Source organism: Lapillicoccus sp., from assembly GCF_036559105.1.
Taxonomy (GTDB): domain Bacteria; phylum Actinomycetota; class Actinomycetes; order Actinomycetales; family Dermatophilaceae; genus Lapillicoccus.
The window spans coordinates 21,396-35,972 of record NZ_DATBTV010000097.1 but is presented as its reverse complement, the minus strand read 5'-3'; the positions used below and the strand labels follow the sequence as shown (position 1 = coordinate 35,972).

The window sequence follows — 14,577 nt, the reverse complement described above, 5'->3', positions numbered from 1 at the left end:
GGCAGGGTGATGAAGAAGGTGAACAGCGCGACGGCCGGGAACAGCATGAAGTAGTAGACCTTCTCGACCTTCGTCGAGTGGCTGGTCGTCTTGCTGGCCGGCAGCTCACCCGCGACGTGGGTGCTGGCGACTGGTGCCGTGACGGTCATGACATCTCCGTTCGTCCCGGGTCAGACCGCGGTGCGCTTGGCGTAGCGCGCCCAGTCGGTGTCGAGCTTGTTGAGGAACGCGTCCGCGTCCTGGCTGATGACGAACTCCTGCAGGTAGTTGCCGAGCGGGATGGCACCGGGCATGTACGTACCAGCCCCCTGGTAGAACTTCTTGGCGGCCAACAGTGGCGCGATGTCGGCTTCGTGCTCGTCCGTGATCGGGGGCGCATCCTTGGTCGTCGACCAGGCCAGGTTCTTGGCGTTGTAGGTGTTTTGGACGTCCGGCCGCATCAGCCACTGGAGATACTTCGTGGCAGCCGCCTGATAGGGCGACGCGTTGGGGATCCACAGCGCTAGGTCGAGGTTCACCCGGACCTTGACCTTGTCCTTGTCGTCCGAAGACGGCAACGCGAATGTCCCCACCTTGGCCTGAGGGTTGATCTTGACGATCTCGCCGATGGCCCAGGGGCCCTGTAGGTACATGGCCGCTTTGCCGCCGGCGAAGGCTACGTTGCCGTCGGAGTAGCTGCGGCTTGCGGCGTCCGGGTTGACGTAGCCCTGCAGCTGGACCATCTTGTCGGCGGCGTCCTTGAAGTTCTTCGTGAATGACACGCTGGCGTCGACGCCCGCGTTGGGGCCCAGCTGCTTCTGGGTGGCGAAGAACGAGGCGACGTCGAGGTTGCTGCCGGTGACGTAGTCGAAGAGGCCCTGGCTGAGCGTCCAGGTGTCCTTGTCGGTCTGGAAGATCGGGACGATGCCCTTGGCCTTGAACGTCTCGCACACCGACATGAGCTCGGTCCAGGTCGTCGGCACCGTCACGCCGGCCTGGTCGAACAGCTCCTTGTTGTAGATCACGCCGGCCGCCGTGATCGAGTACGGCAGCACGCTCGTCTCGTCCTCGAAGGTCGCGAACTGGTTGACCAGGCTCTGCACGTTGGGGTCGATGGTCGCCGCCTCCGGCAGGTGCGCCAAGTTCAACAAGGCCCCGCGGGCAAGGAAGTTCGAGGTCTCGAGGTTGTAGTTGTACAGCGCCAGGTCCGGGGGCGCGCCCCGGACGAATTGAGGGATCAGCGGTGTCGGCGTCGAGTCGTGGATCACCACGACGTCCTTCTGTGAGGCGTTGAACTGCGCCGTGAGGTCCTTGAAGTAGCCGACCACCTCCGGCTTGTTCTGCAGGAACCGGATGGTCGTCGTGCCTCCCGAGGAAGACGAGCAACCACTCAGAATCGACGACCCCGCGACCGCTCCGGCGCCGACCAGCCCGGCCATCCCCAGGAACCGACGGCGACTGACCCCGACGGTCCGACCGGGCTCGCTGCGGCCAGGACTGCTCGATTGATCCATCTGGTCCTCCTTCGCGACCGGCGACCAAGACCGGCCGCCGACACGCCGTGGCCGTGAACCGCACGAGCAGGGTTTGGGTCACCAGCGCCTCCTCGAGCCGTGCGAAATCCGAGGGGTATGCCCGGGATCCGGTTGCGAAACTAGACCCCGGGTCAGGCCATGGTCAAGGCTTTCCCGCAAGAATTCGGAAGCGCTTCCTACAGGGTTTCCTACGCTGCACCCCTGGAATCAGGGCCGTTCGACTTGACTCACCCGGCCCGGACACGTCCACAGCGGAAGCACTTCCGCCGCCGTCGAGGCCGTTGCCGTCAGCGCGACAGGTCCCGGCGGCGCCTCGGTCGGGCGGTGCTGCGCCGGACGATGAGCGTGGTCGGCATGGTCACGGCCCGAGGGGGATCCTCACCCCTCAGCAGGTCGACGACCATCCTGGCCGCCGCCTCTCCCTGCCCGGCGACCGGCTGTCGCACCGTAGTCAGATCGACCAGAGACGCAAGGGGATGGTCGTCGATGCCGACGACGGAGATGTCCTCCGGGACTCGGAGCCCGGCCCGCCGGATCGTGCGGATCGCGCCGAAGGCCACCTCGTCGGAGTGCGCATAGATTGCCGTCGGCGGGTCGGTGTAGCCAAGCAGTGTGCCGCTGGCGTCCGCCCCCTGCTCCGCGCCCCACGAGGTCTTGATGACGAAGCGCGGGTCAACCTCGACACGGTGGCGTGTCATCGCCGCGTAGAACGCCTTCGACCGGCCATGCGGGTGCACCGCCTGATCGGGGTCGTCCGTCTCGATCATGGCGATGGCCCGGTGGCCGAGGGCCAGCAGATGGTCGACAGCCAGCCGTCCCGCCTCGAGGTCGTCGATGCAGACGTGCGGGTAGACCGCGTGCTGCCCGCCCGCCGACACGACATGAACCCCCATGATCTCCAGGCGCTTCCGTTCGAGGTCGTCGATGTCGAGCCCCACCGCTACCAGGGCGTCAACCTTGCGCAAAGCCGGCAACTCGGCGAAGAACGTGTGTCGTGCCTCGCCGTCCTTCACCTGGTAAAGCAAGACATCTAGGCCGGCCTCGAAGAACACACCCTGCATCGACTCCACCATCGCCCCGAAGAACCACCGGGACAGATGCGGCACAACGACCGCCACCCGCCTGGTAGCCCCGCCGGCGAGCCGCGATGCGTCCGGGGAGACGACATACGAGTGGTGAGCGGCCACCTCCAGCACCCGCCGCCGTGTTGCGTCAGACACGCCAGGAGCGTCATTCAGCGCGCGCGACGCCGTGCCCAGCCCGACGCCCGCCAACCGCGCAACATCGGCCAGGGTCATCCGAGAAGCCTGCTTGCCCACATGGACAGAGTACGAGGAGCTACCCGCAGTGCTCAGGTCGATCCTCCCAGTCCGGTGATGGACCTGGACGGGCAGGACCGTATGCCGTGCCGGCGGATGATCCGCCTTCCATCTCAGGTGCGGTGTCGCCCGAGCCGCCCGAAGGATCTATATCGAGGCCGCCTCACGCGTAGCAGGCCTGCCTAGGTGGCCAACGGCCCAATCTACCGAGGGCTGTGTGCAAGCCAGGCGCCCGCATCCCACAGTGGGCGTGACTCACACCGGCCCAGTAAGGGCGTCGTCCGAGCGGTCCCTTCAGACCGCCCCTGACGCACACAATCGAGCCTGATCGCCCTGTCTTGCCGAGGAGCGGGTGTTGAGGGGTCGCGGTGAAGATTCGTTCGGCCGTGCGAGAGTTGACCATGCCGGGCCGGGAACACGCCCTTGAGACGGTCGAGGGAGCGAGGCCGGCCGCCTGTTGGCCTGGTGGTCACGCGGCGTCCACCCTAGTGGCCGTCCTGGCAGGCCGAGGCGGAGCGGTCGACGGCGCCGTCTATGCCGGCTTGTGGTAGATCCGTGCATCCCAGCTGTCGAGTGCGATGTTGTGGTTGTCGATTATTGCCGGGGCTGGCGAGTTGGCCTGGACGAGGCGGGCTCCGAGCCAGCCGTCGTCCAGGGTGACTGTGCGTGGGTCGGTTCCGCAGTTGGCGATGATCAGCAGCGACTCGATGTCGCTCATACGGGTGTAGGCCCAGATGTGCGGATCGTCCTCGAAGAGCGGTGTGAAGTCGCCGTCGATGAGGATTGGCCGGTCGTGCCGAAGCTGGATCAGCTGGCGGTAGTAGGCGAAGACTGAATTGGTTGCGTCTTGCTGGGCGGCCGCGTTGAGCCAGGTGTAGTTGGGATTGACCGGCAGCCACGGTTCGCCGGTGGTGAAACCGGCGTGGGCGGTGGAGTCCCATTGCATGGGGGTGCGGGCGTTGTCCCGGCTGATCTTCGCCAACCCGGTCAAGGCGGCGCCTTCGTCGAGGCCGAGTTCGAGAACCGAAGCGTAGTAGTTGGCCGCCTCCGGGTCACGGTGCTGATCCGCGCAGGTGAAGGGGTAGTTCGTCATGCCGAGTTCCTCACCCTGGTAGATGTAGGGCGTGCCCTTCATGCCGTGCAGGATCGTGGCCAGGGCGGTCGCGGACCGGTACCAGTGGGCGGGGTCGTCGTCGCCGAACCGGGACACGGCGCGGGGCTGGTCGTGGTTGTTCCAGTACAGGCTGTTCCAGCCGGTCGCGGCCAGCTCGCGTTGCCAACGATGCAGCGTCTCTTTCAGCGCCACCCGGTCCAGGCCGAGGTAGTCGAACTTGTTGAACTTGCTCTGGTCCAGTTGGACGTGGTCGAACTGGAAGACCATGTTCAGCTCGCCGCGGTCCTCGCCGGTGTAGAGGCGAGCCTGTTCATAGGTCACTCCGGGCATCTCACCGACCGTGAGGTACGGGCCGTCCCGGCCGGTGAAGACCTCACGGGTCATCTCGGCCAGGTAGTCGTGGACGCGTGGACCGTCGGCGAACATTTGGACGCATTGACATAGCGGGCCCCTGAGGGGTTGGGTGCGTCGGGAAGACCGTCGGCTTTGGAGATGAAGTTGATGACGTCCATGCGGAAACCGTCGACGCCGCGGTCCAGCCACCATCGCATCATGTGGTGACGGCCGCGCGGACCGCAGGGTTCTCCCAGTTCAGGTCCGGCTGCTTCTTGTCGAACAGGTGCAGGTAGTACTGACCCGACCCTGCATCGAGCTCCCATGCAGAGCCGCCGAAGAACGACCCCCAGTTGTTCGGCTCGCCGCCATCTCTCGGATCGCGCCAGACGTACCAGTCACGATGCGGGTCCCCGACTGAGGACCGTGACGCCACGAACCGCGGATGCTCGTCTGAGGTGTGGTTGACCACCAGGTCCAAGATGAGCTTCATGCCGCGCGCATGCGCACCAGCGAGGAGCTCGTCGAAGTCTGCGAGCGAGCCGAAGAGGGGATCGATGTCCTGGTAGTCGCTGATGTCGTACCCGAAGTCGGCCTGCGGTGACCGATAGATCGGCGACAGCCAGACGACGTCCACGCCGAGCGTCGCCAGATAGTCCAACCTGCCGATGATGCCCTTCAGATCGCCAATCCCGTCACCGTCGGAGTCAGCGAAGCTTCGCGGGTAGATCTGGTAGACGACAGCCGATTTCCACCACTCAGCGTCTTCAGCATTCACACCCGAAATCCAACCAGAGTCGGATCAGATGTGTCCCGCAGGACGGTCGGCAACGGTGGGTCCTCCGGGAAGTGGCTGATCCGACGAGCCGCTGTGACACGACACGCGGGCGCCAGAACCGACTCGCTGGTCAGGTTCAAGAACTCCGAAAGGTCGCCGAAGCCACATCCACTTTTGGGGGTCGGTGTTCAAGGGCTCGTAGCGAGATCCCGCCTCTCGCGTGAACGGGGAGCTCGCGGTCGGCCGGCTCGGTGCTCAACACGATGCTGGTCTGGTTTGGAAACCGACCTGCTGCCGCGTCTTGATCGTGCCGGGTTCACAGTGCCGGTGCCGATACCCACGAGGGACGGTCGGCAGTTCGTTGACGGTTTGGTGGTGATGACCTAAGCGTTCAACCCCGTCACGCCGCTGTTGTAGGCGGTGAAGCCGGAGAAGGCGCATCTGATCGACGGCTCGGCAGCGGGGAGAATCCGCGAATGGGAAATCCGACTTGAGACGCTCATCCCGAAATATGGAACGAAAGCGTGGGGGTTCAATACGGGTTCAGACTCGAACGCTTGTACATAAGCGCAGGTCAGAGGCCTAATCGCGTGTCCGGAGGGGGACTTGAACCCCCACGCCCGTTAAGGGCACTAGCACCTCAAGCTAGCGCGTCTGCCATTCCGCCACCCGGACAAGGTGGGCCTCGGCGCCCCTCCAGGAGGCCCCTCAGCGCGCCGAAACGGTAGCACGCAGGCCGGTTGAACTCCGAACCGGCAAGCCCCGCACGGCACCCTCCTAGATCCGCCGCAGCGCCGCTGGACTCAGCTCGGCGATGGACCGCATACCGATGAGCCCGAGGGTCAGGTCGAGCTCGGCGACGAGGTTGTCGAGGACCGCCTGCACCCCCGCCGAGCCGTCCAGTGCGAGCCCGTAGACGTGCGGCCGTCCCACGGTGACCGCAGCTGCGCCGAGAGCCAGTGCCTTGACGATGTCGACGCCCGACCGGACCCCGCTGTCGAGGATCACCGGCACCGAGGTCGACCCGGCTCCACCGAGGGCGGCGACAACGTCCACCAGGGCGTCGAGCGCCCCGATCGCCCCGTCGACCTGCCGGCCCCCGTGGTTGGACACCAAGAGTCCGGCCACCCCCAGCTCGACAGCACGCAGCGCGTCGTCCGGGTGCAGAATCCCCTTGAGCAGCACCGGGAGCCGGGTCCGCGAGCGCAGCGTGGCGAGGTCGTCCCACGACAGCGACGGCTTGGAGTAGATGGCGAGGAAGGTCTCGACCGCGGCCCGGGTATGCGGCGAGCGCACATTGTCGACGAACCCGCCGGGCAGCTCGCGGGCCATCGACGCGAGCGTCCGCAGCGCGCCGGGCGTCGGCCGCGGTCGCGGTGCGGACAACCCGGCACCAGCAGCAACGCGCTCCCGAACCAGCTCCCGGAACCTCGGGTCCGACGTGTACTGCGCGATCCCGATCCCCCGCGCGAAGGGAAGCGAGCCGCGGTTGAGGTCCTGCGGCCGCCAGCCGAGCATCGTCGTGTCCAGGGTGACGACGAGGGCCGATGCACCCATGGCCTCCGCTCGCCCGATGAACGAGTCGACGAGCGCCTCGTCGGTCGACCAGTACAGCTGGTACCACCTCGTCCCCTCCCCCATCGCCCGGGCCGTAGCCTCCATCGGCGACGAGCCTTGGCTGGACAGGATGTAGGGCAGACCCACCGCCGTCGCCGCCGCGCCGACCATCTCGTCGGCCCCGCGCCGCACCAGCCCGGCCGCTCCGATCGGGGCCACGAGCAACGGCGCGGGCAACCGCATACCGAGCAGGGAGACCGACAGGTCGCGCGACGACACGTCCCGCAGCATCCGAGGCACCAGGGCCCACCGGTCGAACGCGGCGCGGTTGGCTCGCATCGTCGCGCCGTCGCCCGCTCCCCCGGCGACGTACGCCCACGCGTCACCGGACATGGCACGACGAGCGGCGCGCTCCAGCCCGTTCGGGTCGGTCGGTACGCGTGGACGGCGCCCCAGCGCGCCCGCCCGGTAGATCGCGTTCTGCCGTATCCGGCCTGGACCGAACGCGGGTGTCTCGCCCATCCCCGGGACGCTACCGCTCAGCGGGCGCGTCCGACCCGGGTGTCAGACTGCCCCGGTGACGGCGGTCGAGCTCTCGTCGAGGACCGGGCGCGGGATCGTCGCGGCCGCGGTCCTCGGCTCCGGCATGGCCATGCTCGACGGCACCATCGTCAACGTCGCCCTGGTGCGGATCGGCGAGGACCTCAACGCGAGCCTGGCCGAGCTCCAGTGGGTCACCAACGGGTACCTGCTCTCCCTGGCCTCGCTGATCCTGCTCGGGGGCAGCCTCGGCGACCGCTACGGACGGCGCAAGATCTTCCTCATCGGCGTCGCCGGGTTCGCCGCGACGTCGGCACTGTGCGGGTTCGCCCAGAACCCGGGCCAGCTCATCCTCGCCCGCGTCCTCCAAGGCGCTGCGGGTGCGCTGCTGACGCCCGGCAGCCTGTCGATGATCGAGGCGACGATCCGCCCCGAGGACCGCGCCCGGGCGATCGGGTCGTGGTCCGGGCTCGGCGGCATCGCGGCGGCCATCGGCCCGTTCGTCGGCGGCTGGCTGGTCCAGTACGCCAGCTGGCGCTGGGCGTTCTTCCTGAACATCCCGTTGGCCGTGGTGACCGTCGTGCTCGCGCTCCGGACGGTTCCCGAGACTCGTGACGAGGAGGCCGGCGGCAGCTTCGACGTACTGGGGGCGGTCCTCGCGACCGCCTCGCTGGCCCTGGTGACCTATGCGCTCATCGAGTACGGCAGTCTCGGCCCGGCGTGGACCATCGCGTTCCTTCTCGTCGGTCTGGCCATCGCCGTCGGCTTCGTCGCCGTCGAGCGGCGTGCGAAGAACCCCATGGTCCAGCCGTCGCTGTTCACCAGCCGGCAGTTCACCGGCGCCAACCTCATGACCCTCATCGTCTACGGCGCCCTCGGAGCAGTGCTGTTCTTCCTCACCCTCCAGCTGCAGACGGTGCTCGGCTACGGCCCCCTACTAGCCGGCGTGGCCACCCTGCCGATGACCCTGCTGATGCTGTTCCTCGCAGCCAAGGGCGGCGAGCTCGGCGCTCGGATCGGCCCACGCCTGCCGATGACGGTCGGCCCGGTCGTCTGCGCGGTCGGGGTCGCCCTGCTGAGCACAGTCGGCGCCGGCACCTCCTACGTGCTCGGGATCCTTCCCGGCGTCGTCGTCTTCGGGTTGGGCCTCTGCCTGCTCGTCGCTCCCCTCACGGCGACCGTCCTGGCGGCCGCCCCCGACCGCTACGCCGGCGCGGCGAGCGGCGTGAACAACGCGGTGGCGCGCGCGGGCACCCTCCTCGCCGTCGCCGCCCTGCCGGCGCTCGTCGGCCTGAGCGGCACCGCCTACCGTGACGCGGCGGTCTTCTCCGCCGCCTACCGCACGGCGATGTGGGTATGCGTGGGTCTGCTCGTCGCCGGGGGCGTCGTCTCGTGGCTGCTCATCCGTAACACCCCGGAGAACGCGCCTCTCGCGGACCAGTCCGACCTCTGACGCGGCCCTGGGAGGGGCGGCGGCCCGCATGGCAGGATCGACACCGCCGGCTGCGTCGTCGCGACATCAGGGAGAACGTCATGTCCAGAACCGCCTCCGTGACCGAGAACCTCACTGACTACGAGAGCGACGACCTCCGTCTCGACCTGCGCTGGTGGGACGCGCTGAACTACCTCACGGTCGGCCAGATCTACCTCCAGGGCAACGCGCTGCTGCGCGAAGCGCTGGCGATGGAGCACATCAAGCCACGGTTACTCGGCCACTGGGGCACCAGCCCCGGACTCTCGATGATCTACGTCCTGCTCAACCGGCTCATCAACCGCACCGGGTCGGACTGGATCTACGTCACCGGCCCGGGGCACGGTGGACCGGCTCTGGTCGCCGCCGCATACCTCGAAGGCACCTACTCCCAGATCTACCCGCACATCACCTCCGACGCCGAAGGCGTCCTGCGACTGTTCCGGCAGTTCTCCTCCCCCGGCGGGATCCCCAGCCACGTCAGCGTGCAGACCCCCGGCAGCATCCACGAGGGCGGCGAGCTCGGGTATGCGCTGGCGCACGCCGGTGGGGCGGCCATGGACCACCCCGACCTCTTCGTCGCCTGTGTGGTCGGGGACGGCGAGGCCGAGACCGGACCGCTGTCGGGCTCGTGGAAGCTGCCCAACTTCCTCAACCCGCGCCGCGATGGCGCGGTGCTGCCGATCCTCCACCTCAACGGCTACAAGATCGCCGGGCCGACCGTCTTCGGCCGCACGTCCGACGAGGACATGGTCGCCTACCTCCGCAGCCAGGGCTGGGACCCGGTCGTCGTCGAGGGCGACGACCCGGAGCAGGTGTTCCGCGACCTCTGGGCGGCGCTGGTCCGCAGCCACGAGCAGATCATGGCGCTGCGCGAGTCGGCCCGCGGCGGTGACCCCAGCGAGCAGATCCGGCACCGCTGGCCCGCCATTGTGCTGCGTACACCCAAGGGTTGGACCGGCCCGCACGCGGTCGACGGCGTGCAGGTCGAGGACACCAACCTCAGCCACCAGGTCCCGCTGTCCGGGATCAAGGGCAACCCGGCGCACCTGCAGATCCTCCAGGAGTGGCTCGAGAAATACCGGCCCGACCAGCTGTTCGACGAGAGTGGGCGGCTGGTCGAGGAGCTGCGGGCGCTGGCTCCGCAGGGCGACAAGCGAATGTCGGCCACGCCGTTCGCCAACGGCGGTCGGCTGCTCAAGGAGCTGCCGATCAAGGACCTGCAGACGTACGCGCTCGACGTCCGACGGGGGGTCACCACCCACGAGAGCACTCGCCCGATGGGCGAGCTGATGCGGGACGTGTATGCGGCGGACGTCACGGAGGACGGCGGAGGCACGTTCCGGCTGTTCTGTCCGGATGAGACGGCGAGCAACCGGCTGCAGGCCGTGTTCGAGACCACCGACCGCTGTCTCCAGGCGCCGCTGCGACCGACGGACCAGAAGCTCTCGGCCGACGGCCGGGTCATGGAGGTCCTGTCGGAACACCTCTGCTCCGGTTGGCTCGAGGGGTACCTCCTCAGCGGCCGGCACGGGGTCTTCGCGACCTACGAGGCGTTCGCGATGGTGTCGGCGTCGATGACCATCCAGCACGTCAAGTGGCTCCAGCACGCGCAGGACCTCGCGTGGCGGGAACCGGTGTCGTCGCTCAACATCCTGCTCACCAGCACGTGCTGGCGGAACGACCACAACGGGTTCTCCCACCAGGGGCCGGGCCTCATCGACTCGCTGCTCCCGCTGGCCCCCGGCGTGGTTCGGGTGTGGCTGCCGCCGGACGCCAACACGGGCCTGTCGATCATGGACCACTGCCTGCGCAGCAAGGACCATGTCAACCTCATCGTCCTCGACAAGCAGCCGCACCTGCAGTACCTCTCGATGGAGGAGGCCGACGCGCTCTGCGCGCAGGGCGCCGGTGTCTGGGACTGGGCCTCGAACGTCGGCCCGCGGGAGGAGCCGGACATCGTCATCGCCGCTGCCGGAGACGTACCCACCCAGGAGGCGCTGGCGGCGGCCGAGCTGCTGCGCGAGTGGACCCCGGAGCTGAAGGTCCGGTTCGTCAACGTCGTGGACCTCATGGCGCTGCTGCCCGAGGAGGAGCACCCGCACGGCTACACCGACTCGGTGTTCGAGGACCTCTTCACCCCGGACCGTCCGGTGATCTTCGCGTTCCACGGCTACCCGCGAGCGGTGCACCAGCTCGTCCACGGCCGTAGCAACCCGGGGCGGTTCCACGTGCGCGGGTTCAGCGAACAGGGCACGACCACGACACCCTTCGACATGGTCGTGCTCAACAAGGTGTCGCGATACCACCTGGCCATCGAAGCGCTCCGCCGCAGTCTCAAGCGGCCGCCGCGCTGGCACGAGCTGACCGCCCACTGCAACCAGATGCTGGCCACCCACGAGACCTACATCCGCGAGCATCTCGAGGACCTGCCCGAGGTGCGTGACTGGACGTGGCACGGCTGAGCCGTGGCGACCAGCGTCTACCTCGCGTCATCCGAAGGGCAGTCGGGCAAGTCGGCCGTCGCCGTCGGGATACTCGACCAGCTGAGCCGACGGGTCGGCCGGGTCGCGGTGTTCCGCCCGGTCGTGCGGACGGCGGATGCCGACGAGGACCACGTCCTCGACCTGCTGCTCTCACGGCTCGAGCGGGCCGGTGACTCCGCCGCGCTCCTGACCGCGCACGAGGCGGCCGGTGTCTTCTACGACGACGTCCACCACGACGCCGACGCCGCGATGTCGACGATCGTCGACCGCTACCACGCCGTGGCCGACCGGTTCGACGCGGTCCTCGTCGTGGGCTCCGACTACACCGACATCGCATCGCCGACCGAGTTCTCGTTCAACGCCCGCGTCGCGGCGAACCTCAACAGCCCGATGGTCCTTGTGGTGGCCGGCAAGGGCAAGACGCCGGAGCAGGTGCGGGTCGCCGCCGACCTCGCGGTCGGTGACGCGCGGCACCACCACGCGTCAGTGCTGGCCGTCGTCGCGAACCGCGTCGCGCGAGAGGATGTTCCAGCGACCATCACGGCAATGGCGGGCGTCGCCGACGGGGTTCCCGCCTACGCCATCCCCACCGACCCCGTCCTCGACTCCCCCACCGTCCGGGAGCTCATGGCCGCCACCCACGGCACCCTGATCCACGGCGACGACGGGCTGCTGGACCGCGAGTCGTCCGGGCTCATCGTGGCCGCCATGACCATGCCGAACGTCCTGGACCGCCTGTTCGAGGGCTGCGTGGTCATCTCGCCGGCCGACCGCGCCGACGTCCTCCTCGCGCTGCTCCTCGCGCATCCGGCCAAGACCTTCCCGTCGCCGTCGGGCATCGTCCTCAACGGGGGCCTGGACGTGCCGTTCTCCGTCGAGCGCCTGGTCTCCGGCCTCGACGTCCACGTGCCGGTCATCACGACGAGCGCCGGCACCATGCGGACGGCCGCCGACCTGTATGCGGTTGCACCCCGCCTGACTCGCTCGTCGACGCGGAAGGTCGAGACCGCCCTGCGGCTGTTCGACGAGCACGTCGAGGGCCCGGCCCTGCTCGACCGGCTCGACGTGAGCCCGACCAGCGTCGTGACGCCCTTGATGTTCGAGCACCAGCTGATGGACCGGGCCCGTGCGGCAGGCAAGCACATCGTCCTGCCCGAGGGCGAGGAGCCGCGCATCCTCGCGGCGGCCGACCAGCTGCTGCGGCGTGGGGTCGTGCGGCTGACCCTTCTCGGCAACCCGTCCGGCATCACCGCGAAGGCCTCCCAGCTCGGCCTGGACATCAGCGACGCCGAGCTCGTCGACCCGCACGATGAACCGCTGCGATCGCGGTTCGCGCAGGAGTATGCGGCGCTGCGAGCGCACAAGGGCGTCACCGCCGAGCAGGCGTGGGACGTCGTCGTCGACCCCAGCTACTTCGGGACGATGATGGTCGTCGACGGGCTCGCCGACGGTATGGTCTCCGGAGCGATCAACACGACGGCGCACACGATCCGGCCGGCCCTCGAGGTGGTCAAGACGAGACCGGGAGTGGCCATCGTCTCGTCGGTGTTCCTCATGTGCCTGCCCGACCGCGTCCTGGTCTACGGCGACTGCGCGGTGAACCCCGACCCCACCGCCGAGCAGCTCGCTGACATCGCTGTGTCGTCGGCTGCGACGGCGGCACAGTTCGGGATCGAGCCTCGGGTCGCGATGCTCTCGTACTCGACCGGCGTCTCCGGCAGCGGCGCCGACGTCGACAAGGTCTACGCCGCGACCGAGCTGGTCCGGACCCGGGCGCCGGACCTGCCGGTCGAGGGACCGATCCAGTACGACGCGGCCGTCGACATGGCCGTCGCGGCCGCAAAGCTCAAGGACTCCCCCGTCGCCGGGCGCGCCACCGTGCTGGTCTTCCCGGACCTCAACACCGGCAACAACACCTACAAGGCGGTCCAGCGCAGCGCCGGTGCCGTGGCGGTCGGGCCGGTGCTCCAGGGCCTCCGCAGGCCGGTCAACGACCTGTCCCGCGGTGCGCTGGTCCAGGACATCGTCAACACCGTGGCGATCACGGCGATCCAGGCCGAGGGGACGTCGTGACGGGGACGACGGAGTCGCGACCGGTGCTCGTGGTCAATGCCGGGTCGTCGTCGCTGAAGTACCAGCTGGTCGACGCCGCAACGGGATCGGCGCTCGCCAAGGGCAGTGTCGAGCGGATCGGCGAGCGCGGGTCGACGGCCACCCACGAGCGCGACGGGCAGACGCATACCGTCGAACGCCGCATCGCCTCGCATCGCGAGGCGCTGGGTGTCGTCGCCGACGCGTTCCGCGACTACGGGCCGTCCTACGACCAGCTCGGCCTCGTCGCGGTCGGGCACCGGGTGGTGCACGGCGGCGAGCGGTTCAGCGACCCGGTGGTCGTCACCGACGAGGTCATGGCGGCCATCGAGGAGCTGAAACCCCTGGCACCGCTGCACAACCCGGCGAACCTCGAGGGGATCCGCGTCGCCCGCGAGCGGTTCCCCGACGTTCCGCAGGTGGCGGTCTTCGACACGGCGTTCCACCACGCGATGCCCGCGCACTCCTACACCTACGCCGTCCCGAGGTCGTGGCGCGAGCAGCACCAGGTGCGGCGCTACGGCTTCCACGGCACGTCCTACGCCTACGTGACCCGTCGCGCGGCGACCTTCCTCGGGAAGCCGGTCGAGGACACCGACTTCGTCGTGCTGCACCTCGGCAACGGTGCGAGCGCGGCGGCGATCTCCGGTGGTCGGAGCAAGGACACCTCGATGGGACTGACGCCCCTGGAGGGTCTCGTCATGGGGACCCGGTCGGGTGACATCGACCCCGGGCTGTTCTCGTTCATGGTCCGCTCGGGGATGACCGCCGACGACGTCGACGCGGCGCTCAACCGGGAGAGCGGGCTGAAGGGACTGAGCGGTACCAACGACTTCCGCGAGGTCGACCAGCTGGTCGCCGAGAACGACCCGGACGGACGGCTGGCCTTCGATGTCGCCGCCTATCGGCTGCGCAAGTACATCGGCGCTTATGCGGTGGCGCTCGGCCGCCTCGACGCGGTCGTCTTCACGGCGGGCATCGGGGAGCACGCCCCGCGGCTGCGCGCCGCCGTCTGTCACGACCTCGGAATCCTCGGCGTCGAGCTCGACGAGGAGGCCAACGTCGCAGCGGGCAGCGGTGAGCGTCGCATCTCCACCGAGTCGAGTGCCACGGCGGTTCTCGTCATCCCCACCAACGAGGAGCTCGAGATCGCGACCCAGGCCGCCGCGCTCGTCGGCGGCCCCTAGCCCAAGCACGCCGCCGTTCAGGTATTCCTCGGCGGCTGGTGGGGCGAGTGTGGTGAAGTGAGCAGACCATGTGGATATGTGGTCGCCGAATTCGGTTGTCGATGAACGGGTTTCGGGGTTGGAGGGTTGTCGGTGGTCGGTTCTGTGCAAGTCCTGCGGCTGCGCGGTGTCAGCCTGACCCGCCGCT

General features: G+C 68.6%; 10 protein-coding genes and 1 tRNA gene. 4 read left to right on the top strand and 7 right to left on the bottom strand.

The window, feature by feature from the left end:
- Positions 1 to 170: 170 nt before the first annotated feature.
- The 7 genes from VIG79_RS12605 to VIG79_RS12585 all read right to left on the bottom strand — a co-directional run bounded on the left by VIG79_RS12605 (position 171) and on the right by VIG79_RS12585 (position 7,137).
- Positions 171 to 1,493 carry an ABC transporter substrate-binding protein gene (locus VIG79_RS12605; RefSeq protein WP_331886099.1) on the bottom strand — a complete coding sequence of 441 codons (1,323 nt, stop codon included), beginning with the start codon at positions 1,491 to 1,493 and terminating at the stop codon, positions 171 to 173.
- 308 nt (positions 1,494 to 1,801) lie between these two features.
- Entirely contained in the window at positions 1,802 to 2,812 is a 1,011-nt protein-coding gene (locus VIG79_RS12600) for a LacI family DNA-binding transcriptional regulator (RefSeq protein WP_331886097.1), read from the bottom strand.
- A gap of 553 nt (positions 2,813 to 3,365) precedes the next feature.
- Entirely contained in the window at positions 3,366 to 4,373 is a 1,008-nt protein-coding gene (locus tag VIG79_RS19830) for an alpha-amylase family glycosyl hydrolase (protein WP_414672628.1), read from the bottom strand.
- Positions 4,328 to 4,459 carry a hypothetical protein gene (locus VIG79_RS19825; protein WP_414672627.1) on the bottom strand — a complete coding sequence of 44 codons (132 nt, stop codon included), beginning with the start codon at positions 4,457 to 4,459 and terminating at the stop codon, positions 4,328 to 4,330. The genes VIG79_RS19830 and VIG79_RS19825 overlap by 46 nt, the downstream gene beginning before the upstream one ends.
- Positions 4,460 to 4,497: 38 nt before the next feature.
- Positions 4,498 to 5,058 (bottom strand): alpha-amylase family glycosyl hydrolase, encoded by a 561-nt coding sequence (locus VIG79_RS19820; RefSeq protein WP_414672626.1) that lies wholly within the window; start codon positions 5,056 to 5,058, stop codon positions 4,498 to 4,500.
- A 591-nt stretch (positions 5,059 to 5,649) separates the two neighbouring features.
- Positions 5,650 to 5,733: transfer RNA gene (locus tag VIG79_RS12590), tRNA-Leu, on the bottom strand.
- A gap of 102 nt (positions 5,734 to 5,835) precedes the next feature.
- Entirely contained in the window at positions 5,836 to 7,137 is a 1,302-nt protein-coding gene (locus tag VIG79_RS12585) for an alpha-hydroxy-acid oxidizing protein (protein WP_331886095.1), read from the bottom strand.
- A 55-nt stretch (positions 7,138 to 7,192) separates the two neighbouring features.
- On the opposite strand from VIG79_RS12585, the gene VIG79_RS12580 reads away from it, so the two are divergent.
- The 4 genes from VIG79_RS12580 to VIG79_RS12565 all read left to right on the top strand — a co-directional run bounded on the left by VIG79_RS12580 (position 7,193) and on the right by VIG79_RS12565 (position 14,390).
- Positions 7,193 to 8,608, top strand: a complete 1,416-nt coding sequence (locus VIG79_RS12580) for an MFS transporter (protein ID WP_331886093.1) — start codon at positions 7,193 to 7,195, stop codon at positions 8,606 to 8,608.
- 80 nt (positions 8,609 to 8,688) lie between these two features.
- Entirely contained in the window at positions 8,689 to 11,091 is a 2,403-nt protein-coding gene (locus tag VIG79_RS12575; RefSeq protein ID WP_331886091.1) for a phosphoketolase family protein, read from the top strand.
- 3 nt (positions 11,092 to 11,094) lie between these two features.
- Positions 11,095 to 13,185: a phosphate acetyltransferase gene (gene pta, locus VIG79_RS12570; protein ID WP_331886089.1), complete on the top strand. Its 2,091-nt coding sequence runs from the start codon at positions 11,095 to 11,097 to the stop codon at positions 13,183 to 13,185.
- The gene (locus tag VIG79_RS12565) at positions 13,182 to 14,390 is read left to right on the top strand and encodes an acetate kinase (protein ID WP_331886087.1); all 1,209 of its coding nucleotides are present in this window, start codon (positions 13,182 to 13,184) and stop codon (positions 14,388 to 14,390) included. The genes pta and VIG79_RS12565 overlap by 4 nt, the downstream gene beginning before the upstream one ends.
- Positions 14,391 to 14,577: the final 187 nt, after the last annotated feature.